Genomic DNA, 23,681 nt, shown 5'->3' with positions numbered 1-23,681 from the left:
CCACGGGGTGGCAGAAAGAGGTAAGTATGGGTGAATTATCACATTTGGATGAACTGGAAGCAGAAGCAATTTACATCATAAGAGAGGTGGCCGCAGAGTGCGAGAAGCCGGTTATGCTTTATTCCATTGGAAAAGACAGCTCCGTAATGCTGCATCTTGCCATGAAAGCATTTTATCCGGAGAAGCCGCCATTTCCATTCCTGCATGTAAATACCACATGGAAATTCAAGGAAATGATTCACTTCCGTGATGAGACAGCAAAGAAGCTTGGCATTGAAATGTTAGAGTATATCAATGAAGATGGTGTAAAGAAGGGCATTAACCCATTCGACCATGGCTCTGCATATACCGACATCATGAAAACACAGGCACTGAAACAGGCACTAAATAAATATGGATTTACTGCAGCATTTGGTGGCGGCAGACGAGACGAGGAAAAATCCCGTGCAAAGGAAAGAATTTTCTCCTTCCGTAATGAAAATCATGCCTGGGACCCGAAGAACCAGAGACCGGAAATGTGGAAGCTTTACAACGCTAAAATCAATAAAGGCGAAAGCATTCGGGTATTCCCGATTTCCAACTGGACAGAGACTGATATCTGGCAGTATATCAAACGTGAGAAAATTGACATTGTACCATTATATTTTGCAGCAGTACGTCCGGTAGTATATCGTGATGGAAATATTATCATGGTGGATGATGACCGTATGCGTCTGCTTCCGGGAGAAGAAATCCAGTACAAGAGTGTACGTTTCCGTACCTTAGGATGCTATCCTTTGACCGGAGGAACAGAGTCAACAGCAACTACATTGGATGAAATTATCGATGAGACTTTAAGTGCAGTATCTTCCGAGAGAACCACCCGTGTCATTGATAACGAAGCAGCAGGCAGTATGGAAAGAAGAAAGAGAGAGGGGTATTTCTAAGATGAGTGGATTATTAAAATTTATTACATGCGGTAGTGTGGATGACGGAAAGTCCACTTTGATTGGACACATTCTTTATGATGCAAAGCTTTTGTATACAGACCAGGAAAAAGCACTGGAATTAGATTCCAAAGTAGGAAGCCGCGGTGGAGCAATTGACTATTCTCTTCTGTTGGACGGACTGATGGCAGAGCGTGAGCAGGGTATTACCATTGACGTAGCATACCGTTATTTTACAACAGACAACAGAAGCTTTATCGTAGCAGATACACCGGGTCATGAAGAGTACACCAGAAACATGGCGGTTGGTGCATCCTTTGCAGACCTTGCAGTTATCTTAATTGATGCAAAACAAGGGGTACTGGTACAGACCAGAAGACATGCCAGAATCTGTGCATTAATGGGAATCAAGTTCTTTGTATTTGCAGTAAACAAAATGGATCTGGTAGACTACAGCGAAGAGCGTTTCAAAGAAATCGAAGCACAGATTAAAGAATTAGCAGACGAACTGAAGTTAGAGAGCATTTACATTATTCCGGTTTCTGCAACAGAAGGTGATAATGTAACAACCAAATCCGATAAAATTAGCTGGTACAAGGGAGAGGCATTGCTTCCATACCTTGAAAAAGTAGATGTAACAGAGAAGAAGCAGGAAGAGGGCTTCTATATGCCGGTACAGAGAGTGTGCCGTCCGGACCATACTTTCCGTGGATTCCAGGGACAGATTGAATCCGGTGAAGTAAAAGTCGGAGACGAAATCGTTACCCTGCCAAGCAATGAGCGTGCGCATATCAAGAGCATTTTAGTAGGAGATAAAGACAGCCAGAGTGCCTTTATGGGACAGCCGGTTACACTGCAGCTTGATAAAGAAGTAGACGTATCCAGAGGCTGTGTCATTGCATCCGGCAATAACCTGCCAATCAGCAAATCCTTTACAGCAACCATTCTCTGGATGGATGATGAGGAGCTGACACCGGGAACCGATTATCTGGTAAAACTTGGAACCAAGCAGATTCCTGGTATCTTAAAGAACATTCAGTATAAGATTGATGTAAATACCGGTGAATTTATTCCGGCAGGACAGCTTAAGAAAAATGAGATTGCAGTCTGTGACCTTGATTTGCAGGAGCCGGTTGTCATCGATGAATTCAAAAAGCATAAGACTTTAGGAGAGCTGATTCTGATTGACCGTATTTCCAATATGACTTCTGCCTGCGGTGTAGTAGAAGATGCTGCCGTAGATGAGAGCAAGGATTTAAAAGCAGCTTTCGTATATGGAAGCCTTAAGGGAAATGGAGACATTTTCGAAGAGTTCTATTATAACCTTGAGAGTATGACGATTGCCAAGGTACGTCCGGTTCAGAAGACCTATACCATTGGAGATGAAATTCCGGTAAGCGGAGAGAGCTATCAGTATCCGGATGACTTCGATATTGTCATCTTAAGAGAAAGAATCTTTGTACAGGTTCGTGGACGCAAGGTAGAAAAGATTGCACCGCTGGCAGAATACCAGTACAGCAATGTTCCGGTTATCAACGGAAGAGGCTTTGCCGTTGCCATTACATCTGCACAGGATGCACAGGCATTCTTAGACGATCTGGCTGCAGCAGGTGAAAAACCATCCAGTGACTTCTTCAATAAGTGGCTGCATTTTGAAACATATCGTAAGATTATTTTCAAGGATGAAATCTGGTTATAGGAAATTAGTTGTAAAAAAAATAAGTCATAAAAATAGCTGGGAATACGCTTTTTGCGGTTCCTCATAAAAAATGCGGGATACAGGAGGGATTAATATGTCGATTAAGAAAATTGCGGCGATAGCAGGCGTTTCAACAGCCACTGTATCCCGTGTTTTGAATAATCCGGATTACAAATGTTCATCGGAAGGGCTGCGGGAGAAAATCTGGCAGATAGCAAGAGAGATGAACTATATGCCAAACGAGGCAGCCAGGAATCTGAAAATGGGTAAGAGTACTACAAAAGACACGATGTATTACCTTGATATTTTAATGACACGGACGGGAAATAATCAGGAATAGTGACGGCTTAATTATACCTGGAAAATGTGAGCCCCAGGTGTTAAAGAAGCTGTCTTCCTACTATAAAGTAACTCCCTTTTTACAAAAGTGTGTCTGATGCATAATTCCTTATAATTATTCGCTTTTTCTACTTTTATACATTTTATATTCATTTTCCATAATGTGGAGCTTATTTTTTGATAAGTTGTCGTGCAATTTATTAGAATGGAATTTTTGAAAGAGCCAGCATCTTGAATGGGCTGACTCTTTCAATGTCATCTGTAATTGACAAACTGGAATTTGACTAATTATTGTGTTTTAATGATTCTATAAACTACCCCCAATTGAGCAGGGTATGTTTCTTGAATCATTCCATTAAACCATATTGTAACGATATCTCCCACCTGAACATCTTCCGCTAAATTTTCTGCCGATACATAATACTCTCCATCATTCATCTGACAAAAGCCTTCAGCTGTACTCACATGCGTTACAAGAAGTTCTCCATCATCGGTAATTTCTTTTACTTTTGCATTAAAATTGATAACCTCTATTGGAATAGACGTATCATCTTTTTCAATATCTCTAAATATGATTCGTTCGTCATCAATGACTACTATGAGCTGACCTTCAGAACTCCTTTGATAATGATATCCGCTTCCGAAATTTGATTGATTATTTTCAGATGGTAACTCTGTCCCTGCCACTGTTGACACAATTTCTCCATCCATTGTTCCACAACCAGGCATTGACGCTACATATCCTGTGTCTTTATATATAACACCATCAACCATAACACATGGAGGATATGAGCCAGTATCTGCTATTTGCTCATTTTGTACTACATCATCATTTTCTTTATTTTCTGTTTCTACGGACACATTTCCAGACACAGGTTCTTTATTTTCTTGATTCGTTCCACATCCAGCCATTCCCAGCACCATACATAATACAAGCAGATAGATTACTTTTTTCATAATACATGCCTCCTTAACTTATATTTTTTAACTCTATAAACTGAAAGTTTCTTTTTCTTGATAAATGGGGATTAGTTTTCCTTTTTTCCAATCAGCAATAACCACCTATGGTCAAAGCATATTTGTCCCTCCTTGATATAGGGATTAAAACCTGTTTTATCTCCACCATTCAAATCGTATTCCATTTTATCAATAATATCTTTTTGAATATCCTCTGGTGTACTTGTCAAATCCATCCAACTTTGTAGATTTACAGGAACAAGTGTTGTTTCTTCAAGCTGAAGCTCAAAAGCATCCTCAAACAATGCTTCAAATTCTTCTCTGCTAAGTATTCTTGTATGTGAGTTATCACGCATCGTTTCAATAGCGTCATTAGTTTCACGCAATTCTTCTGTAGTCGCTACCATATCCCAAATAACAAGTTTTCCACCTTTTTTCAAAACTCGTTGCATCTCCCGAAAAGGCTTTTCAGGCTCAACAAAATGGTGCAATGAAAGTCTTGTAATCACAAGGTCAAATGTTTCATCTTCAAAAGGTAAGCATTCCGCATTCCCCGATACAAATGATATGTTCTGAATACCTTCTTGCTTTGCCAGTTTTTTTCCCTGCTCCAACATTGCTTCTGTCAAATCCAAACAAGTAATGTCCTTAACATAAGGAGCCACTGCTCTTCCACATATACAGGTTCCAGCAGCAACCTCCAATGCATGTTCATTGCCCCTTGCCTGAATACTACGAATCAAATAATCGGTATATTCTGCCTTAGACATATGATATGAAGCAAATTTCTCTGCTTGTGTACCAAATGATTTTTTCACTTCATTATAGTTATTCATAAACTTTTACCTCGCTGTAAACTTCCGATTTGTATAACAGTAGTCTAACACATGTTGTTTAAAAATACTACAGCCAAGCTAATGTCTGTAATTTGCCCTAAAATTTCATTTTATGGAATTTGGACTACTTGATTTTCTAATTGCATACGCAATTCATGAAATGCATAATTATACTGTTGATACATCGGACACACAAATGTAAATAGGGACTAAAGTAATTGTTTCAGTAAATCGTAATTCTACCAATTATCAAGTAGATGAGGTCATCTGTGATGAAAGAAGAATTGCAGCAAAGGCATTGGAATATCTGATTTCTTTAGGACACCGTAAGATTGGCTATGCAGTCATGGAGAAGCTGATTCAGGGTGAGAATCCGCCAACAGCCATATACTGTGCCAATGACCTGATCGCCATTGGTATGTTAAAGTACATGTGCGCAAACGTTTACATGGAAAATGACAAAAATGAGAAGAAAATAGTTACAAAAACAGAAAAAATGTTTTATCTTTGTAAAGATTATATAAATTCTATTAAATTAGATTAAAATATTCCGCAGAGTACTTGTGCTCTTCGGAATATTTTTGCTATTATACTTAAGTAAAATCAGTTCATAATAATATTCGATATTCATCTATTATGCAGGCGTGTTGAACTGCCTGTATTCGTGATAATCTTATATTCATATTTTCAGAATCTTTTTATCCAAAATATTTATTTAACAGGGGGAAAATACTTGGCAGATAAGGATTTGGCAGAAAAATATCTGGAATCATTTTCGGATGTTTTTGCTGACATATATAATGTATTACTTTTTCGAAAGGAGATTCTTTTGGAAGAAGGATTGGAAGAGGGACCAACAGAAAGCATCTATAAGGTGGAAGAAAACAATCTTCGGAATCAGTTTCGGGATACTGTGAAATTATATAAGAATGGGTTATACAAAGTGGCATCTTTTGGGATTGAAAATGAAAGTCGGATAGACAAAAATATGCCCATCCGGATTATGGGGTATGATTATGCTGTGTATCGGGCGCAGATTGACCGTGGGGAAGAACGAAAATATCCGGCAATTACGATTGTTTTAAATTTCAGTGATACAGAATGGAAAAGTCCGAATGCGCTATTTGACATTTTAGATGTTTCTCCGGAACTAAGACCGTATGTAAATGATTATAAAATATTTGTTTTTAATATTGCATTTTTGCCGGAGAAAGTCCGAAAAGAGTTTAAGAGCGATTTTAAAATTGTAGCAGATTTTTTTGCAGAAAAACGTCTTGGAAGATATAATCCCAAGGAACATCCGGAGGCAATCTGCCATGTAGAAGCGGTTTTGAATCTACTTCGGGTGTTTACAAATGATAAAACCTATGTCAAAATAGAGAAAACAGTAGCAGAACGTGTGAAGGCAGGAGAGGTGATTACAATGTGTACGTTTGCAGAAGAGATGACCAACAAGGGAATAGAGATTGGTGAAGCGCAGGGCATCAAGATTGGTGAAGCGCAGGGCATTAAGATTGGCGAAGCAAAAGGAATTAAAATTGGTGAAGCCCGTGGAATTGCCAGAGAAAAAATCAGTGTTGCAAGAAACCTTTTAGACCTTCTGACAGATGAAGTAATTGCAGAAAAGGTCGGACTGGAGCTTGCTACGGTAAAAGAACTCAGAGAAGAAGTGAAGTAGAGGCATAAGAAATGGATAAAATAGCAGCGCCAACTCCGGAACAGTTAAAAAAGCAGGAAGCGTTAAAACAATATTTTGAAAAATTAGGCAGCGTGGCAGTTGCATTCTCAAGTGGTGTGGATTCCACCTATCTTTTGAAAGTGGCGCATGATGTATTGGGAGAGCGGGCAATTGCAGTAACTGCGTCCTCCTGTTCATTTCCAAAGAGAGAGTTAGGGGAAGCAGAAGCATTTTGCCGGAAAGAAAATATAAGACATTTTATTACAGAATCGGAAGAACTTGAAATCGAAGGATTTGCACAGAATCCTAAGAACCGCTGTTATCTTTGCAAGCATGAATTATTTGAAAAGATATTAAAGATTGCAGAAGAAAAGAAAATAGCTTATGTGGCGGAAGGCTCTAACCTTGATGATAACGGAGATTATCGTCCGGGATTAAAAGCAGTGGCAGAGCTTGGAATAAAAAGTCCGCTCAGAGACTGTGGTTTTACCAAGCAGGATATTCGTGTTCTTTCGAAGGCATTGAATCTTCCAACCTGGGAAAAGCAGTCCTTTGCCTGTCTGTCATCCCGGTTTGTCTATGGAGAGACCATATCCGAAGAGAAACTTACAATGGTGGATAAAGCGGAACAATTATTATTGGATTTAGGTTTTCATCAGGTGAGGGTAAGAATTCATGGAATGATGGCAAGAATTGAGATTGAGCCGGAAGAATTTTCGAAGCTGATGGAAAAGGAGAATCGGGAGAGAATTGCAAAAGCTTTCCGGGAATATGGATTTACCTATGTAACCTTAGACCTTTGCGGTTACCGGATGGGAAGTATGAATGAAACATTGGAAAAGTAAGGAACTTACTCAAAGAAGTAGTAAGTTCCTTCCGCATCAGAGAACGTCTTAAGTGAAGTATGAAATACTTTATTTAAGACGTTTTTTTGTACGCATTCATCCGGAGTGCCCTGAAAGCAGATGGCACCGGATTCCATGACGATAAGTTTGTCTGAAATAGTAAGTGCCTTGGCAAGGTCGTGCAGCACCAAAAGAATTGTTTTTCCCTGTGCTTTTAAGATTGGAAGCATCCGGTAGAAATTATTCTGGCTTTCCAAGTCTAAGAAGGTAGTCGGTTCATCCAAAATAATCGTATCGCAGTTCTGGGCTAAAGTCATGGCAAAGAAGACACGCTGTCTTATCCCACCGGAAAGAGTGTCAGTTGCAACGTTGCGGTAATCCGTAATATGGGTAAATTCCATGGCATCTTCCACCAGTTTGCGGTCTTCTTTGGTGAGGCGTCTGGAGAAGCCAAGATATGGAAAACGTCCATGCTCCACTAAGGTATGAACCGGAAGAGCAGGAATCACTTCACGAATCTGCGGTAAAAATGCAATTTTCTGGGCACGAAGGTGTCCATTCATATGATAAATATCTTCGCCATCTAATGTGATAGAGCCGTTAAAAAGCTGGCTGGATTTATTTAATACGGAAATCAGTGTTGTTTTGCCACAGCCATTTGGCCCTACGATGGTTGTGATGCTGCCGGTAGGAATTTCAACGGACAGATTTTTAATCAGAGGCACCTTGTGGTAGCCAATGGAAACGGAATCAAATTTAAGCATGGACTCTGCGGCCTCCTTTCTTTCCTAATAAAAGATATAAGAAAAACGGTCCGCCAACAAAAGAAAGAATAATGCCGGCAGGAAGTTCATATGGTGCGGCAATAACACGTCCAAGGGTGTCACAGAAGAGGACGAAACTTGCACCTAAGAGAGCACAAAGGGGAACTAAAAGCCGCAGATCATTGCCAAAGAGCCGTCTTGCAATATGAGGAACAATCAGCCCGACGAAGCTTAAAAGTCCTGCATAGCTTACCACACAGCCTGCCAGTATACTGGAAAGCATCAATAACAGGAAACGGAGCAGCGATACCGGAATGCCAAGGGAGCGGGCAACATCTTCTCCAAGACTCAGAACATTCATGTGGCTTCCAAAAAAGCAGGAGAGAATAACCGCAATGACAATGGCAATGCCGGGAGCCAACAGCGTTTTGGTGGTGACATCAGAAAGAGAACCAATCATAAAGGTAGTGAGGTTTAAGGTGATATCATCACTTAATAATTTTACCGTATTGATTCCGGCACTTAAAAAAGAAGAAACGGTAATTCCGGCAAGAATAATAGTAGTACGTTTGCTGTCTGCCATATACGCCAGTGCAAAAATAAGAAGTGTTGTCAGAAAGGCACCTGCAAATGCAAAGATGGCATTATGGGCTGCACGGCCCTGGAAGAGGGCAAGCCCAATCATAACGGCAAATCCGGCTCCGGAATTGACACCGATGGTATTCGGACTGGCAAGGGAATTATTCATAACAGTCTGTAAGATAACTCCGGCGCAGGATAAACCCATGCCGGCAGCAATGGCACCAAACATCCGTGGAATTCTGATATGAAAAAGTAACAGACCTGTGACAGAAGTCCGGTCATTTTGAATCAGACAGGATAAAATCTCTTTTGGATTTAATAAAACACTGCCGAAAAAAAGACTTGCCAACATCATAAGAAGCAGCAGGAAAAACATTCCGGCAAAAGATAAAATGATTTTTTTTCTCGTGTACATAGGAAATCCTTTCCGTTATTCCAGAAATATGTATTGTGTTTCCTGAAAAGTATTGTTGCAACAAAGAATGAGCCTTGGCACGTTCTCGCGCCTGCGGCGGTCGCTTGCGTGAATAAAATAACATATTCGGAGAGAAATAACAATGCTCTGATAAATTAGTATTGACAAATTAGAAAAATATAGTAAAATATAATTCATACAAAACCAATAGGAATAATCGTAAATAGATTTCCTAAGGCAGTTCAAAGTATTTAGTGCACGATAAGACGTGCAGGAATTGGAGCGTAAGATGAAGTTTAATACCGCATTATTACATGGAGATTTTCAAGGAGAACCGAATACAGGTGCAACAACAACTCCGATTTATCAATCCAGTGCATTTGCACATGAGTCGGCAGAGAAGCTAGAAAAGATTTTTCATAACCAGGCACCGGGATATTCCTATACGAGAATCAGTAATCCTACGGTAGATGCATTTGAAAAAAGAGTAACGGCGTTAGAGGGTGGCGTAGCAAGCGTTGCCTGTGCATCAGGAATGGCAGCACTCTACAATGCATTTTGTAATATCCTTCGTTCCGGCGATGAAATCGTATCCAGTGCCAGTCTCTATGGCGGCAGCATTGATTTATTCCGTGACTTAGAGGCATTTGGTATCACAACACATTATGTGGAAAACAATGACCTGGCTGCATTTGAAGCAAAGACCAATGAACATACCCGTCTTTACTTTGCAGAGACCATTGGTAATCCAAGACTTGATGTGACAGATATTACGGCACTTGCAAATCTGGCACATGAGCATCAGGTACCGCTCATTATAGATAATACGGTTGCTACTGCATTCTTAGTGAAGCCGCTTTCCCTAGGAGCGGATATTGTAATGAATTCTTCCTCTAAATACATCAATGGTCACAGCAATTCCATCAGCGGAATTATTACGGACAGCGGCAGATTTAAGTGGGATGTGGAAAAATATCCGGGCATGGCAGACTTTAAGAAGTTTGGACCATTTGCCTATACTGCCAAGCTTCGGAATGGACTGTTCCGCAACACAGGAGCCTGTCTGTCTCCGCAGAATGCATTTTATAACTGCATCGGGTTAGAGACACTGGGAATCCGGATGGAGCGTATCTGTGACAATGCAGCAGAACTGGCAAGGTTTTTTGTAAGAGAATATCCGGATGTAACAGTCAATTATCCGGGATTGGAGAGCAGTCCATGGCATGAAATCGCAAAGAAACAGTTTAAGGACCGTTTTGGTGGAATCTTAACCATACGGACCGGAAGCAAGAAACGGGCATTTGAAATAATCAATGCATTAAAGCTTCCGCTGATTATTTCCAATATCGGAGATACGAAAACATTAGTGATTCATCCGGAATCTACATTAAATGTACACAGTACCCCGGAAGAAAAAAGAGACGCCGGAGTATTTGATGATTTGATCCGCATCAGTGTCGGAATTGAAGATATCGAAGATTTAATCGAAGACTTCAGACAGGCAATGGATCAGAGCAGACCAGAGAAAAGCAAAGAGTAAATGGAGGAAGCAGACAATGGCAAAAATTGATTATGCGGCATTGAAAAAAGGCGGATTTATGCGCCAGAAACAGAAAGGATTCTTTTCTTTAAGAATTCAGGTAGTTGGAGGAAACCTGACAGCAGAAAATATTAAAGCAGTAGCAGATGTGGCAGAAAAATATGGAAAAGGCTATGTTCATATGACTTCCAGACAGGGCATTGAGATTCCATTTATTAACTTTGAAGATATAGAAGAGGTTCGTGCAAAGTTAGCAGACGGTGGTGTAAAACCTGGTGTATGTGGACCGAGAGTCCGTACCGTTACCGCATGTCAGGGCTCTGAAATCTGCCCGAGCGGATGTATCGATACCTATAGCCTGGCAAAGAAATTAGATGAGCATTACTTCGGAAGAGAGCTTCCACACAAATTCAAATTTGGTGTTACCGGATGTCAGAACAACTGTCTTAAGGCAGAAGAAAATGATATCGGTGTAAAAGGTGGTATGGAAGTAAGCTGGGTAGCAGATAAATGTATCAATTGTGGTGTCTGTGAAAAGGCGTGCCGTGAAGATGCTATCAAATGTACCGGAACAGAAGTTACCATTGATTATGATAAATGTACCAACTGCGGCCGTTGTGTAAAATCCTGCCCGACAGATGCATGGGAAGGAAAGAGCGGATATATTGTATCCTTTGGTGGATTATTTGGAAATCATATTTACAAAGGAGAACAGTTACTTCCGCTGATTACCGATGAAGAGACATTATTCCGTGTGACTGATGCAGCCATTGGATTCTTTGAAGAGCATGCAAATCCGGGTGAGCGTTTCCGTTTACTTTTACAGCGCGTAGGAGAAGATGAATTCCGCAAAGTAATCCGCAATGCATTTGAAGAAAAATAGAGTTGCCGGAAGCAGCAGAAAAAGAAAAAATCGGAATGGAAATTCAAAATAAAAATTATTATATGAGGAGAAATAAGATGGAAATCGAAGGAATCAAGATTGATGATACAGTAGATATTACCGATAAAGTGTGCCCGCTTACTTTTGTAAAGGCAAAGGTTGCAATTGATGAGTTAGAGGATGGCGAAGTCATTGCAATCCGTATGAATGACGGCGAGCCGGTACAGAATGTACCACGCAGTATTAAAGAAGAAGGACATCAGATTTTAAAACTGGTTAATAACGAAGATGGAACCTATAACCTCATTGTAAAGAAGGTTGAGGACTAAACATCTGGAAGGGAGAAAGAAATGGCAGAACGCGTAACAAAAGACACTTTTGAAGAAAAAGTATTGAAGAGCAGCCTCCCGGTGCTGATTGATTTTTACTCAGACAGTTGTGTTCCGTGCAAGAAAATGTCACCGGTCATTGGTGCTATCGCAGACGAACAGACAGAAAAATTAAATGTCTATAAAGTAAATACCAACTTTGATTCAGAACTGGCAGAAAAATACAGTGTAATGTCTGTACCAACCATTGTACTCTTCAAGGATGGCGAAGAAATTGCCCGTAAGAGTGGTGCAGAGAAAAAAGCGGTACTTGAGGAGTGGATTACCCAGTCCCTTGACAAATAAAAATAAAGAAAAGTGAGAGGAAGGAAATTATGCAGATTACAGTAGCAGGCGAAAAGAAAGAAGTAAAAGACGGATTAACACTTCCGGAATTAATTGAGCAGGAAAATGTAGAGACACCGGAATATGTAACCGTATCCATTAACGATGAATTTATAGAAACAGAAGCAAAGGCAACAACCGTTCTTAAGGATGGTGATAATGTAGAATTCCTTTACTTCATGGGAGGTGGAAGCTATGGCATTAACGGATGAGCAGATTGAACGTTATTCCAGACATATCATTTTAAAAGAAGTTGGCGCTAAGGGTCAGAAAAAACTTTTAAATGCAAAAGTTTTAATCATCGGAGCAGGCGGACTTGGAGCACCGGCAGCAATGTATCTTGGAGCAGCAGGTGTAGGTACCATCGGAATTGCAGATGCAGATGAAGTAGATTTAAGTAACCTTCAGAGACAGATTATTCATCAGACAGCAGATGTTGGCAAAGCAAAAGTGCAGTCTGCAAAAGAGACCATTAATGCAATGAACCCGGATGTAGAAGTCCGTACATATCGTGAATTCATTACCAGTGAAAATATCATGGACATCATTGCAGATTATGATTTTATCATTGACGGAACCGATAACTTCCCGGCAAAATTCTTAATTAACGATGCCTGTGTTATGGCAAAGAAACCATTTTCCCATGCAGGAATCATCCGTTTCAAAGGTCAGTTAATGACCTATGTTCCGGGAGAGGGACCATGTTACCGTTGTGTATTTAAGAATCCACCACCAAAGGATGCCGTACCGACCTGTAAGCAGGCTGGTGTTATCGGCGCAATGGGTGGTGTCATCGGAAGCCTTCAGGCAATGGAAGCAATCAAATACATCCTTGGAGTAGGAGATCTGCTGACCGGTCAGTTATTGACCTATGATGCAATTAAGCAGGAATTCCACAAGATTAAGCTTCCTTGGAATGGCAAGGGATGTGCCGTTTGTGGAGAACATCCGACCATAACAGAGCTGATTGATTATGAACAGGCAGAATGTACAGATAAATAAATGTATCAGTAAATAAATGTTATCAGATACATAACCCATGAAACATAGAAAGAGGATAGCATGATTTCATTAAAAAAAGCAGATTATGAAAAAATACTGGCACATGCCAAAAGCTGTGTACCAGAAGAGGCTTGCGGACTGATTGCAGGAACCAAAGACGGAGAGGATAAGGTGGTAGAAAAGGTATATCTGTTGACCAATATCGACCATTCCAATGAGCATTTTACACTGGATCCGAAAGAGCAGTTAGCAGCCGTAAAGGATATGCGTGCCAATGGTCTCATGCCTTTAGGCAACTGGCACTCCCATCCGGAATCTCCTTCAAGACCATCCGAAGAAGATAAGCGTCTTGCATATGACAGTAAAGCAAGCTATATGATTCTTTCTCTGATGGAACCGGAACAGCCGGTACTCAATTCATTTCATATTGAAGGCGACGAATCAACAAAGGAAGATCTGGTAATATGTTAGATGTAGTTATCATTGGAAGTGGGCCGGCAGGTTTAAGTGCGGCAATCTATGCTAAGCGGGCAAACCTCGATGCAGTTGTACTGGAAAAAGAATATCTTGGAACCGGACAGATTGCATACAGCAGCCGGGTAGATAATTACCCGGGACTGCCGGGCAAAGACGGTTATTCTTTAGGAGAGGCATTCTTAGAGCATGCCGAAGGACTTGGAGTAACCATTGAAGAGGCAGAGGTTACAGCCATTACAAAAAAAGAGCAAAGCTTTGTCATTTCCTGTGAAGATGGAAAGAACATAGAAGCGAAAACCGTAGTCTATGCGGCAGGCTGTCAGAACCGCAGATTAGGGGTGCCGGGAGAAGAAAAGCTGCTGGCAAAAGGAGTTTCTTTTTGTGCAGTCTGTGACGGTGCCTTTTATAAGGGAAAGAAAGCTGCAGTCATCGGTGGTGGAGATACCGCATTGGATGATGCATTGTATTTATCCGATATCTGCGAACAGGTATATCTCATTCACCGGAGAGCAGAATTCCGTGGAGCAGAGAAGACAAAAAAGAAATTAGAAGAGCTTTCCAATGTAACGATACTTACCAATACGAGAGTACAGGAAATCACCGGGGAAGATAAAGTAGATGGTATTATTTTAGATAACGGTGGGACAATAGCTGTAGATGGTGTTTTTGAAGCGGTTGGAATGATTCCAAATACGGAATTATTAAAGAACCTTGACGTTCTCGATGAGAAAGGCTATGTGATTGCAGGAGAAGACTGCAGTAGCAGTCTTGCGGGACTGTTCGTGGCAGGAGATGTGCGGACGAAAAGCCTGCGTCAGGTAGTCACAGCAGTTGCAGATGGTGCAGTGGCAATTCAGTCTGCAACCGGATATATCAAAGGAATGGAATAGAAAGAAGGAAACGTGTGTGAAAGGAATAGTGGACAGTGCTTCGGAACTGATTGGAAAGACGCCGATGCTCTATCTTCATAATTATATGAAAGAGGCAGGTGTAGAGGATGCGGCAATCATTGCCAAGCTGGAGTATTTTAATCCGGCAGGTTCGGTAAAAGACCGAGTGGCACTTGCCATGATTGAAGATGCAGAGAGAAAGGGAAAATTAAAGCCGGGAGCTACGATTATCGAGCCAACTTCCGGTAATACGGGAATCGGACTTGCTTCTGTGGCGGCTGCAAAAGGGTATCATGCAATTTTAACATTGCCGGAAACCATGACGGTAGAACGTCGGAATCTTCTGCAGGCGTATGGAGCGCATATTGTGCTGACCTCCGGGTATAAGGGAATGAAGGGTGCAATCGAAAAAGCAGAAGAACTTCATAAAGAGATTCCAGGTTCAATTATTTTAGGACAGTTTGAAAATCCGGCAAATCCAAAAGCCCATGAAGAAACCACAGGACCGGAAATCTGGGAACAGACAGAAGGCAGCGTTGATATTTTTGTGGCAGGAGTCGGAACAGGTGGAACCATAACCGGAGTTGGAAAATATCTGAAAAAGCAGAAGAAGTCCGTACACATTGTTGCAGTAGAACCTGCAACCAGTCCGGTTCTTTCACAGGGAAAAGTCGGACCTCATAAAATTCAGGGAATCGGTGCCGGATTTATTCCGGATACACTGGATACTTCTGTTTATGATGAGATTATTCCAATCAAAAATGATGATGCCTTTGAAGAAGGAAGAGCATTTGCCCGCAGCGAGGGAATTCTTGTGGGAATCAGTGCAGGAGCTGCATTAAAGGCAGCTGTTGAGCTGGCAAAAAGGAAAGAAAATAAAGGAAAGAACATTGTGGTGCTTCTTCCGGATTCCGGGGACCGCTATTTATCTACTCCTTTATTTGCAAAATAAAATCAGTGGAAAAGCATCAGGCATTCCGCTATAATATGGTAAAAGAGTCAAAAAGACTTTTACGAAAGGAAAAGAAGTATGTTCTATTTTCTTGTGTCGGTAAATATTATAGCGCTTATCCTGATGCTTTTTATGTTGGCAGTCTGCCTTCATAAAAAGCTCTCCAAAGCACAGCTTGCATTTATTATTTATGATATTTTTACCATGCTGTTTGTGGTGGGAGTTCATCTGGAACTGGTGCATTCGGATACCGTTGGTGAGGCACTTGCGGGGCTGTGTATCCAGTATGTGGGACAGGCAGGCTTTCTGATGGCATTTTTATGGTTTGCATCCGAATTTGGCAGATTAAAAATTCCAAAGTTTATTTATTTTATTCAGGCAGTAATTAATACAATTGTTTTGACAGGAGTATTTACGGCAGAATATCATCCATATTTTTATAAAACAATGCGGATATTGAAAGATGGCATATATCACCGGATTGAAGTTATACCCGGAATCATCTGGAAACTGCATTATATACATCTGGGAACGGTAATACTTGCGGTATTTATTTTGTGTATCATGCGTTACGGGGAGAGTTCACCGATTCATAAAAAGCGGATTATTTATATGATAGCAGGTGTGGGAACTTTTGCACTGGAATTAATCTTAAAGGGTCTGGGTGTATTTGGCAGTTATAATCCGGTAGTCATTGCCATGACAATTATGATGTTCTGCATGATGATGGCAATGATTCGTTATGGATATTTTGGCTCTCTGCAGGCTGCGGTGGATAATGCATTTAATCATGGAAAAGAAGGCCTGATTATCCTGGATGCAGAAAATAAAATTATTTCCGTCAATCAGCGTATGAAGGAACTTTTCCCGGAAATAAAGGTAGGAAGTGCCGCAAGCAGGCAAAAAGAAATCCTGCAGGCACTGACAAACCGGGAAAGGCTGTTGCATAAAAATGACCGCATCTATGAACTTCGTATGGAAGATATTGTGGAAAATGGTGAAAAAGATGGCTGCATGCTCTGGTTTATCGATCAGACAGAAAACTTGGAAATGATGCAGAGACTTCGTAGTGCGGATGAAGCCAAGACCAGATTTTTAATGAAAGTGAGCCATGAGCTGCGGACTCCGATGCATACGATACTTGGTATGAATGAAGTGATTTCCGAAGAAACATCAGAAGAGAAAATCCGTAGATATACCAGAGAAATTGCATCTGCCGGTGACAGTATGATTGCACTGATAGAAGAAGTGTTAGATGCTTCACGGTTAGAAAGTGGTACGCTTCAGATAAAGAAGGATGCATTTGCTTTAGAAGAGGTTATCAATGACGCAGCAGCCCAGATGAGACCACAGGCAGAGAAGAAATCTTTAAGCTTCCGGCTGCGGATGGAGGAACCATTATTAAAACCGGGAAAACATTTCTATGGAGACAAGGCACATATCCGTCAGATTATCATTAATCTTCTGGAAAATGCGTTGAAATACACAGATGATGGCTTTGTGGAGCTGGGCGCAGAAAAAGCGGCGGAAAATGGAGATACCTTTTTAAAGATAACTGTGACTGACAGTGGAATCGGAATAGGAAAAGAAGATCAGGATAAAATCTTTGAAAGCTTTGAACGGGGCAATAATGCCAGAAACAGCAGGAAAGACGGAATCGGGCTCGGACTGGATATTGCAAGACAACTGGCAGAGGCTATGGGTGGAAGCATCAGCCTGATTAGTGAAGTGACAAAGGGAAGTACCTTTACGATTCGGATTCCGTGGGTAGAAGTATCGGAAAAACATCATTTTACAAAACAGAGTGCGAAAAGTATGAATGCGGATTACAGCAGCTTTACCATTCTTGCGGTAGATGATAATAAGCAGAATCTGATGGTATTAGAACATCTTTTACATAAGACAAAGGTTAAAATGGAAACCGTGATGGATGGAAATACTGCCATTCAAAAATGTGAAGAGAAAACATATGATTTACTTCTTTTAGACCATATGATGCCGAAGCCGGATGGTATAGAGACGCTGCACCTCATCCGTGCAGATGAGAAAGGACGAAATCATTATACTCAGGCAGTGGCATTTACCGCTAATGCAACAGCTGGTGCAAAAGAACTGTATAAAAACGAAGGATTTGCAGAGTATATTACCAAGCCGGTAAAATCCAAAACTTTAGAAAGCATCTTACAAAAATATTTAAAAGGCAGTATCCCGGAACAGAATCTTTACTTAAGCGGAGAAGAAAAGATAGCTTCTCTTCAGACGGATATTTTATTTCACCAGCTGGAAAAATGCGGCATTTCAGTAGAGGAAGGACTGTCTTATGCAGATGGAGACGAACAGTTCTATAGGACATTGTTAGGCATCTTTGCAGACGAAAAAGAAAAGAAGCTGCAGCTTCTCAATGAAACAGCAGAATCCCTTCAGAAAACGGAAACTGCATCTGATCCTGGAACAGAAGATACCACAGAAACTGTGGAATTATGGAAATCCTTTGTTACCATATCCCATGGATTAAAGGGAGAGGCCTGGGGAATCGGTGCAAAACAGCTGGGGGATTATTTCTATCAGTTGGAATGTGCAGGAAAAGAAAGAGATATGCAGAAGATAGAAGTATTTTATTCAAAGACCATGGAAGAATGGCAGAAAGTGGTGCAGGCAATCAGGGAATAGGAGAGAGACGAAGTGGATAATCAATTTTTAGATGAGTATATTCATTTGGAAAAATTATGCAATGAGATTTATGCAACAAATCATGGTATATCAAGGTATATCGAGGATATGGAACAAACAAACAGGGTGATTCAGGCGAAAATTCATCTATGGACAAGTACATATAAAAAACTCAAGGAACTTAGATGGAAAAGAAATCAGTTGGTTCATGAAGGAAATGTGGAATATGATGATGCAGATATAGTGTGGCTTAGATGGTTTTACCAACAGATTATGGATGCAAAAGATCCGCTATCCGTGAAACATCAATTATTGCAACAACAGATAAATTCTAATATGCCCGTAAATAGAAGAGAAAATGTGACATTTGAAAGTACTAGAAAAACAGACAATTTTTGGACAGAGAGAAAAATCCTGATTATAGTGTCAGTTATAATTTTAATTATTGTCGGTGTAAAGATGCTGTTATGATTGCTCTAGTTATGGAAACATCCATTGAAATATGACAGGTGCTGTTTTTAATCATGCTGCCTGGTGGCAAACTGGTATAAGAAATTAGAAATGTACATTTTTTCTTTCGTGTGGTACACTATATGTTATTGTATGAAAGTTTTTAATACAGCAAAAACAATACTTTTCAAAGGAGAAATATAAATCATGAAATTAGGAATTGTAGGTTTACCAAATGTAGGAAAAAGTACATTATTTAATTCACTGACCAAAGCAGGCGCAGAATCAGCCAATTATCCGTTTTGTACCATTGACCCGAATGTTGGAATCGTAACCGTACCGGATAACCGTCTGAGGGTGTTAGGCGAGATGTATCATTCCAAGAAAGTAACACCGGCAGTCATTGAATTTGTAGATATTGCAGGACTTGTAAAAGGAGCCAGCAAAGGAGAGGGACTTGGAAACCAGTTCCTTGCCAATATTCGTGAAGTAGATGCCATCGTTCATGTTGTACGTTGTTTTGAAGATACCAACGTAGTCCATGTAGACGGAAGCATTGACCCGGTTCGTGATATTGAGACCATTAATTTAGAGCTTATCTTTTCTGATATTGAAATCTTGGAAAGAAGAATTGCAAAAGTTACCAAGCAGGCAAGAATGGACAAGACACTTGCAAAAGAAGAGGCACTTTTGAAATCCTTAAAGGCACATCTGGAAGAAGGAAAGATGGCAAAGACTTATCCGTTGAGTGATGATGAGGACGAGCAGGCATGGTTTGCATCTTATAATTTATTAACTGCAAAACCGGTTATCTATGCAGCAAATGTAAGTGAGGATGACCTTGCAGATGATGGCGCAGACAATCCACATGTTGCAAGAGTAAGAGAACAGGCAGCCGCAGAAAACAGTGAAGTATTTGTTATCTGCGCACAGATTGAACAGGAAATTGCGGAATTAGATGATGATGAAAAAGCAATGTTCTTAGAGGACCTTGGATTAAAAGAATCCGGACTTGAGAAACTGATTGCAGCAAGCTATAAATTGTTAGGACTTATCAGCTACCTTACATCAGGAGAAGATGAGACAAGAGCATGGACTATTACCAAGGGAACCAAGGCACCGCAGGCGGCAGGAAAGATTCATACCGACTTCGAGCGTGGATTTATACGTGCAGAGGTGGTATCCTATGACCATCTGATTGAGTGTGGAAGCATGACAGCAGCAAAAGAAAAGGGACTGGTAAGATTGGAAGGAAAAGATTACGTTGTTCAGGATGGCGATATTATTTTATTCCGTTTCAACGTATAAGGAACCTTTTGAAAAATCCGGCATAGTATAAATAGAAGAAAAGGCACAGTGGGGCAGGCACATGATACGCTATTGTGAATTGTGTGAAAAGCAGGTGATTAATATTGCAGACTGTTGCTGCCTGGGAAATGTGGTGGATTTGGAACTGGATGAGTGCAATGGAAGAATCTGTGCACTGGTTGTAGCTGCGCCGGGAAAATTTTTCTGTATTTTTTGTCCGGCATGCGAATATATTATTCCATGGAAACGTGTTGTGCGGATTGGACCGGATATTATTCTGGTAGATGTCTGTGTAGAAGATGTGAAAAGTTAGTTGACATAAGAATACGAGAAAGTTATACTAAAAATAGTACGACCAATATTTGTAAAAGCTGATATCAGCAGTTCTTTATGAACGTTTGGTGATGGAAAAACGGTATTATTTACGTAAAATTCACAAAGCATGTTTTGCGTAGCTTTTAGAATAGGAGAAAAAAGATGAAGTGCCCATTTTGCAGCAGTGAAAATACCAGAGTAATTGATTCGAGACCGGCAGATGACAATAACTCCATTCGCCGGAGAAGATTATGTGACGATTGTGGAAAACGTTTCACAACTTATGAAAAAGTTGAGACAATTCCATTGATTGTAATAAAAAAGGATAACTGCAGAGAGCAGTATGACCGTTCCAAGATTGAAGCAGGTGTACTTCGTGCCTGCCATAAGAGACCGGTATCCGTGGAGCAGATAACCAGACTGGTTGATGAAGTGGAGACAGAGATTTTTAATCGGGAAGAAAAGGAAATCCCAAGTACCGTAATTGGTGAGATTCTGATGGATAAGATTAAAGATTTAGATGCAGTGGCGTATGTTCGTTTTGCATCTGTATATCGTGAATTTAAGGATGTAAATACCTTTATGAATGAGTTAAAGAAAATGCTGGATAAATAAAAGAAAATCTTTTTGGAGAAAAGGGTTAATTTTGGTTGAATTTATCCGATAAAATTAGTAGCAGATAATTATGATGTGAGGAACGTGATCGTTATGAATATTTCAGGAATTCGTCCCAATGCGGGATTTTACGATTACAACAGCATACAGAATATCCGGAATGCAGTAGAAGATACACCGGTTGTTAAGACGGCAGCAGATGCCGGTGCATCTGAACAGCAGCAGAAGGATACCTTAGAGACTCCGGTACGAAGAGAACAGGATTTTGGGGCAGCAGATTATGCAGCACAGTACCAGCCGGATCGTACCTACGAGATGAAAGGTTCTGAAAGTGATATACATAGCCTGGATGTTGAGAAGGCATTATCCGATATGCACAAAGATCAGGTACTGCAGCAGTATCAGTTCTTTGTGGGAGAGAACATTGAACAGAGCGGAATCCGGCAGATTACTGCAACGGATACTGCAAAAGTGCGAAATGTAGAAAACTTTAATTTATAAGAGCAATTTTGATTATAAAAAAGTAAGAGACCGTTAGAAGGTAAGATTCCTAAGAATTCTTAAGAATCTTACCTTTTTTACTTGCGGCAGTTATGCTTCTTTTGTATAATTAAATTCAGGCTTGTCTGAAGAACGGGAAGTATAAGAGAAAGAGGATAGAATATGAAGAAAGTGCAGGAAGACTGGAAGGAAGAAATGCTGCAGGTAGGAGTACTTACCAATACACATGGTGTGCGTGGCGAAGTGAAGGTATATCCGACAACAGATGATGTCATGCGTTTTAAAAAGCTGAAGCAGGTATTTTTGGATACTGGAAAAGAACCGATGGAGCTTCAGGTTACACAGGCGCGCTTCTTTAAAAATCTGGTAATATTAAAATTCAAAGAATTTGATAATATAAATGATGTAGAGAAGTATAAGAGCAGAGGGCTTTATGTAACAAGGGAAAATGCTGTAAAGCTGGCTCCGAATGAATATTTCGTGGCTGATTTGATTGGCTTAAAGGCAGTCGGAGATGACGGAGAAGATTTAGGTGAAGTAAAGGATGTACTTCAGACCGGTGCAAATGACATTTATGTATTACATAAAGATGGGGAAGATGATATTTTACTTCCGGCAATTAAGGATTGTGTAAAAAATGTCAATATAGAGGAAGGCACCATTACGGTACACCTTTTAAATGGGCTTCGTGATATTAATAAGAAGTAGGTAGCAAAATGAATTTTCATATATTAACATTATTTCCGGATATGGTAGAACGGGGACTGAATACCAGTATCATCGGAAGAGCAGTTGGCAAAGGACTTTTAAATATAGAAACAATTAACATCCGGGATTATACGTTAGACCGTCATAAAAAAGTAGATGATTATCCGTATGGTGGCGGAGCCGGGATGGTAATGCAGGCACAGCCGATTTATGATGCGTGGCAGGCAGTGGCGCAGAAGATTGGAAGAAAGCCAAGAACAGTATATCTTACACCTCAGGGCAATACGTTTCAGCAGGAAATGGCAAAGGATTATGCGAAGGAAGAAGACCTGGTATTGCTTTGTGGGCATTATGAGGGCATCGATGAACGTGTGTTAGAAGAAATTGTGACGGATTATGTGTCGATTGGAGATTATGTGCTGACAGGAGGAGAACTTCCGGCAATGGTCATGGTGGATGCGATATCCCGTATGGTGCCTGGCGTACTGGCAAATGATGAATCCGGAACCACAGAATCCTTTGAAGGAAATTTATTGGAATATCCGCAGTATAGCAGACCGGAAGACTGGATGGGAAAGAAAGTTCCAGCTATTTTACTTTCCGGAGACCATGCAAAGGTAGAAGCATGGAGGAGAGAACAATCCATTAAAAGAACCATGGAACGAAGACCGGATTTGCTGGCAGATGCAGATTTGACAGCAAAGGAGAAAGCAATGGTTGAGCATTTGCTGGACAAATCACAGGGTAAATGCTAGAATGTGTCTAGCAGTAATAGGAATGGAAGAGATTCCGCAGGAGGAAGACGGTAGTGAAAAGCTTTTTTGATGTGCTGAAAACGATGTTTTACCGTAAAAATGCGAAGAGTTATGGGACGCCGGACCGGAGCAGAAAAGAGCCGGTGACACAACAGAAGGTACAGATAAGAAATACGGAGACCAGAAAGGCAGCCCCTTCGTTAAAAGAAAACGAACAGCATAACAGGTCAGAGAGGACAAACAGTAAGGTGGATAAAGGAATGGATAAGGAAGATTTCTTATTAAAGCAGATTGATGAATTCCGTGAGAAAGCAAAACAGCTTCAGGCTTTGCTTGTTACAAAAGAAGACAAAGTGCAGGAATTACAGAATATCGTAGATGAAAGAGAAGAAAAAGCAAAAGAACTGCAGCATGTTTTAAATGCACGTAAATCAGAAGCAGATGTTCTTCTTACCGGAGTACACGGTCAGATGGAAGAAATGATTAACCGTGTAGAAGAAAAATTGAATGCACTGTCTGAAAAGATTGCAGCAGACGTAAGTGATTCCACCGGAAGAACCGCAGAACAGACTGCACAGATGCAGGCATCTTTACAGGAAATTTCCCAGCAGTTAGACAGCATGAAACTGGAACTGGCTGAGAAAATACATACCGAAGATGTAAAGTGCTACCGCAATATGCAGGACTTAATCAAAGAGCTTACCGTTAAGTTAGAGGAAAATGATACTTTAGAGAAGAGCTTGAATACCGTAAAAGGTTATGCAAAATGCTTAACCTGGTTTTCTGTTATCAATTTTGTAGTATTGGTGGCATTTATTCTTTATTCTCTTGGAGTATTTAATTTTTAAGCAGTAGTTAAAA

The 23,681-nt window shown here is 40.5% G+C and carries 28 protein-coding genes; 24 read left to right on the top strand and 4 right to left on the bottom strand.

Annotation, left to right across the window (positions count from 1 at the left end):
• The first annotated feature begins 26 nt into the window (after window positions 1-26).
• From cysD to DWX96_RS04175, 3 genes are all read left to right on the top strand, one after another.
• Entirely contained in the window at window positions 27-926 is a 900-nt protein-coding gene (gene cysD, locus DWX96_RS04185; RefSeq protein ID WP_117946578.1) for a sulfate adenylyltransferase subunit CysD, read from the top strand.
• Window position 927: 1 nt separating this feature from the next.
• Window positions 928-2,625, top strand: a complete 1,698-nt coding sequence (locus DWX96_RS04180; RefSeq protein WP_117840880.1) for a sulfate adenylyltransferase subunit 1 — start codon at window positions 928-930, stop codon at window positions 2,623-2,625.
• A gap of 94 nt (window positions 2,626-2,719) precedes the next feature.
• Window positions 2,720-2,965, top strand: a complete 246-nt coding sequence (locus DWX96_RS04175) for a LacI family DNA-binding transcriptional regulator (protein ID WP_242988732.1) — start codon at window positions 2,720-2,722, stop codon at window positions 2,963-2,965.
• Window positions 2,966-3,252: 287 nt separating this feature from the next.
• Here the strand turns inward: DWX96_RS04175 and DWX96_RS04170 are convergent, their stop codons facing one another.
• On the bottom strand, window positions 3,253-3,921 hold the full coding sequence (locus DWX96_RS04170; RefSeq protein WP_008402220.1) for a hypothetical protein: 669 nt from the start codon (window positions 3,919-3,921) through the stop codon (window positions 3,253-3,255).
• Between the two features lie 71 nt (window positions 3,922-3,992).
• Entirely contained in the window at window positions 3,993-4,757 is a 765-nt protein-coding gene (locus DWX96_RS04165; protein WP_117699067.1) for a class I SAM-dependent methyltransferase, read from the bottom strand.
• Between the two features lie 298 nt (window positions 4,758-5,055).
• On the opposite strand from DWX96_RS04165, the gene DWX96_RS14390 reads away from it, so the two are divergent.
• From DWX96_RS14390 to larE, 3 genes are all read left to right on the top strand, one after another.
• On the top strand, window positions 5,056-5,301 hold the full coding sequence (locus tag DWX96_RS14390) for a hypothetical protein (RefSeq protein ID WP_197420871.1): 246 nt from the start codon (window positions 5,056-5,058) through the stop codon (window positions 5,299-5,301).
• A 189-nt stretch (window positions 5,302-5,490) separates the two neighbouring features.
• On the top strand, window positions 5,491-6,435 hold the full coding sequence (locus tag DWX96_RS04155) for an Rpn family recombination-promoting nuclease/putative transposase (RefSeq protein ID WP_117699068.1): 945 nt from the start codon (window positions 5,491-5,493) through the stop codon (window positions 6,433-6,435).
• 11 nt (window positions 6,436-6,446) lie between these two features.
• Window positions 6,447-7,280 carry an ATP-dependent sacrificial sulfur transferase LarE gene (gene larE / locus DWX96_RS04150; RefSeq protein WP_118056823.1) on the top strand — a complete coding sequence of 278 codons (834 nt, stop codon included), beginning with the start codon at window positions 6,447-6,449 and terminating at the stop codon, window positions 7,278-7,280.
• 5 nt (window positions 7,281-7,285) lie between these two features.
• Here larE and DWX96_RS04145 read toward each other — a convergent pair whose 3' ends face one another.
• Complete coding sequence (locus DWX96_RS04145; RefSeq protein WP_117947607.1) at window positions 7,286-8,044, bottom strand: ABC transporter ATP-binding protein; 759 nt, start codon at window positions 8,042-8,044, stop codon at window positions 7,286-7,288.
• Window positions 8,037-9,041 (bottom strand): FecCD family ABC transporter permease, encoded by a 1,005-nt coding sequence (locus tag DWX96_RS04140; RefSeq protein WP_197420870.1) that lies wholly within the window; start codon window positions 9,039-9,041, stop codon window positions 8,037-8,039. Before DWX96_RS04140 ends, DWX96_RS04145 begins: the two co-directional genes overlap by 8 nt.
• Before the next feature lie 289 nt (window positions 9,042-9,330).
• On the opposite strand from DWX96_RS04140, the gene DWX96_RS04135 reads away from it, so the two are divergent.
• From DWX96_RS04135 to DWX96_RS04050, 18 genes are all read left to right on the top strand, one after another.
• Window positions 9,331-10,581 carry an O-acetylhomoserine aminocarboxypropyltransferase/cysteine synthase family protein gene (locus tag DWX96_RS04135; protein WP_118056822.1) on the top strand — a complete coding sequence of 417 codons (1,251 nt, stop codon included), beginning with the start codon at window positions 9,331-9,333 and terminating at the stop codon, window positions 10,579-10,581.
• Window positions 10,582-10,597: 16 nt separating this feature from the next.
• On the top strand, window positions 10,598-11,464 hold the full coding sequence (locus tag DWX96_RS04130; protein WP_022243151.1) for a 4Fe-4S binding protein: 867 nt from the start codon (window positions 10,598-10,600) through the stop codon (window positions 11,462-11,464).
• 77 nt (window positions 11,465-11,541) lie between these two features.
• Window positions 11,542-11,793, top strand: coding sequence for a sulfurtransferase TusA family protein (locus DWX96_RS04125; RefSeq protein ID WP_242988730.1), 252 nt, complete (start codon window positions 11,542-11,544; stop codon window positions 11,791-11,793).
• A gap of 21 nt (window positions 11,794-11,814) precedes the next feature.
• The gene (gene trxA, locus DWX96_RS04120; RefSeq protein WP_022243149.1) at window positions 11,815-12,138 is read left to right on the top strand and encodes a thioredoxin; all 324 of its coding nucleotides are present in this window, start codon (window positions 11,815-11,817) and stop codon (window positions 12,136-12,138) included.
• 29 nt (window positions 12,139-12,167) lie between these two features.
• Entirely contained in the window at window positions 12,168-12,389 is a 222-nt protein-coding gene (thiS, locus tag DWX96_RS04115; RefSeq protein WP_022243148.1) for a sulfur carrier protein ThiS, read from the top strand.
• Window positions 12,373-13,179: a HesA/MoeB/ThiF family protein gene (locus DWX96_RS04110; RefSeq protein WP_117699072.1), complete on the top strand. Its 807-nt coding sequence runs from the start codon at window positions 12,373-12,375 to the stop codon at window positions 13,177-13,179. The genes thiS and DWX96_RS04110 overlap by 17 nt, the downstream gene beginning before the upstream one ends.
• Before the next feature lie 60 nt (window positions 13,180-13,239).
• Window positions 13,240-13,650, top strand: coding sequence for a M67 family metallopeptidase (locus DWX96_RS04105; RefSeq protein WP_118056821.1), 411 nt, complete (start codon window positions 13,240-13,242; stop codon window positions 13,648-13,650).
• On the top strand, window positions 13,644-14,546 hold the full coding sequence (locus DWX96_RS04100) for an NAD(P)/FAD-dependent oxidoreductase (protein ID WP_022243145.1): 903 nt from the start codon (window positions 13,644-13,646) through the stop codon (window positions 14,544-14,546). Before DWX96_RS04105 ends, DWX96_RS04100 begins: the two co-directional genes overlap by 7 nt.
• Before the next feature lie 16 nt (window positions 14,547-14,562).
• Window positions 14,563-15,498: a cysteine synthase A gene (cysK, locus tag DWX96_RS04095; RefSeq protein ID WP_117699075.1), complete on the top strand. Its 936-nt coding sequence runs from the start codon at window positions 14,563-14,565 to the stop codon at window positions 15,496-15,498.
• A gap of 78 nt (window positions 15,499-15,576) precedes the next feature.
• Window positions 15,577-18,168 (top strand): ATP-binding protein, encoded by a 2,592-nt coding sequence (locus DWX96_RS04090; RefSeq protein WP_118056820.1) that lies wholly within the window; start codon window positions 15,577-15,579, stop codon window positions 18,166-18,168.
• A gap of 12 nt (window positions 18,169-18,180) precedes the next feature.
• Entirely contained in the window at window positions 18,181-18,639 is a 459-nt protein-coding gene (locus tag DWX96_RS04085; protein ID WP_117699077.1) for a DUF6548 family protein, read from the top strand.
• 186 nt (window positions 18,640-18,825) lie between these two features.
• Complete coding sequence (gene ychF / locus DWX96_RS04080; protein ID WP_118056819.1) at window positions 18,826-19,926, top strand: redox-regulated ATPase YchF; 1,101 nt, start codon at window positions 18,826-18,828, stop codon at window positions 19,924-19,926.
• Window positions 19,927-19,987: 61 nt separating this feature from the next.
• Window positions 19,988-20,239 (top strand): YlmC/YmxH family sporulation protein, encoded by a 252-nt coding sequence (locus DWX96_RS04075; RefSeq protein ID WP_022243141.1) that lies wholly within the window; start codon window positions 19,988-19,990, stop codon window positions 20,237-20,239.
• 164 nt (window positions 20,240-20,403) lie between these two features.
• On the top strand, window positions 20,404-20,856 hold the full coding sequence (gene nrdR, locus DWX96_RS04070) for a transcriptional regulator NrdR (protein ID WP_022243140.1): 453 nt from the start codon (window positions 20,404-20,406) through the stop codon (window positions 20,854-20,856).
• Window positions 20,857-20,949: 93 nt separating this feature from the next.
• Window positions 20,950-21,357: a hypothetical protein gene (locus DWX96_RS04065; protein ID WP_117840898.1), complete on the top strand. Its 408-nt coding sequence runs from the start codon at window positions 20,950-20,952 to the stop codon at window positions 21,355-21,357.
• Between the two features lie 162 nt (window positions 21,358-21,519).
• Window positions 21,520-22,065 carry a ribosome maturation factor RimM gene (gene rimM / locus DWX96_RS04060; RefSeq protein WP_022243138.1) on the top strand — a complete coding sequence of 182 codons (546 nt, stop codon included), beginning with the start codon at window positions 21,520-21,522 and terminating at the stop codon, window positions 22,063-22,065.
• Window positions 22,066-22,073: 8 nt separating this feature from the next.
• On the top strand, window positions 22,074-22,820 hold the full coding sequence (gene trmD / locus DWX96_RS04055; RefSeq protein WP_118056818.1) for a tRNA (guanosine(37)-N1)-methyltransferase TrmD: 747 nt from the start codon (window positions 22,074-22,076) through the stop codon (window positions 22,818-22,820).
• Window positions 22,821-22,873: 53 nt separating this feature from the next.
• Window positions 22,874-23,668, top strand: a complete 795-nt coding sequence (locus DWX96_RS04050; protein ID WP_022243136.1) for a hypothetical protein — start codon at window positions 22,874-22,876, stop codon at window positions 23,666-23,668.
• The last annotated feature ends 13 nt before the right edge of the window (window positions 23,669-23,681 follow it).

The organism is Roseburia sp. AF22-2LB, assembly GCF_003461125.1.
GTDB lineage: Bacteria > Bacillota > Clostridia > Lachnospirales > Lachnospiraceae > Roseburia_C > Roseburia_C amylophila.
Note: the sequence above shows the minus strand (reverse complement) of the source record. Positions and strands in the feature narration are given on the sequence as shown.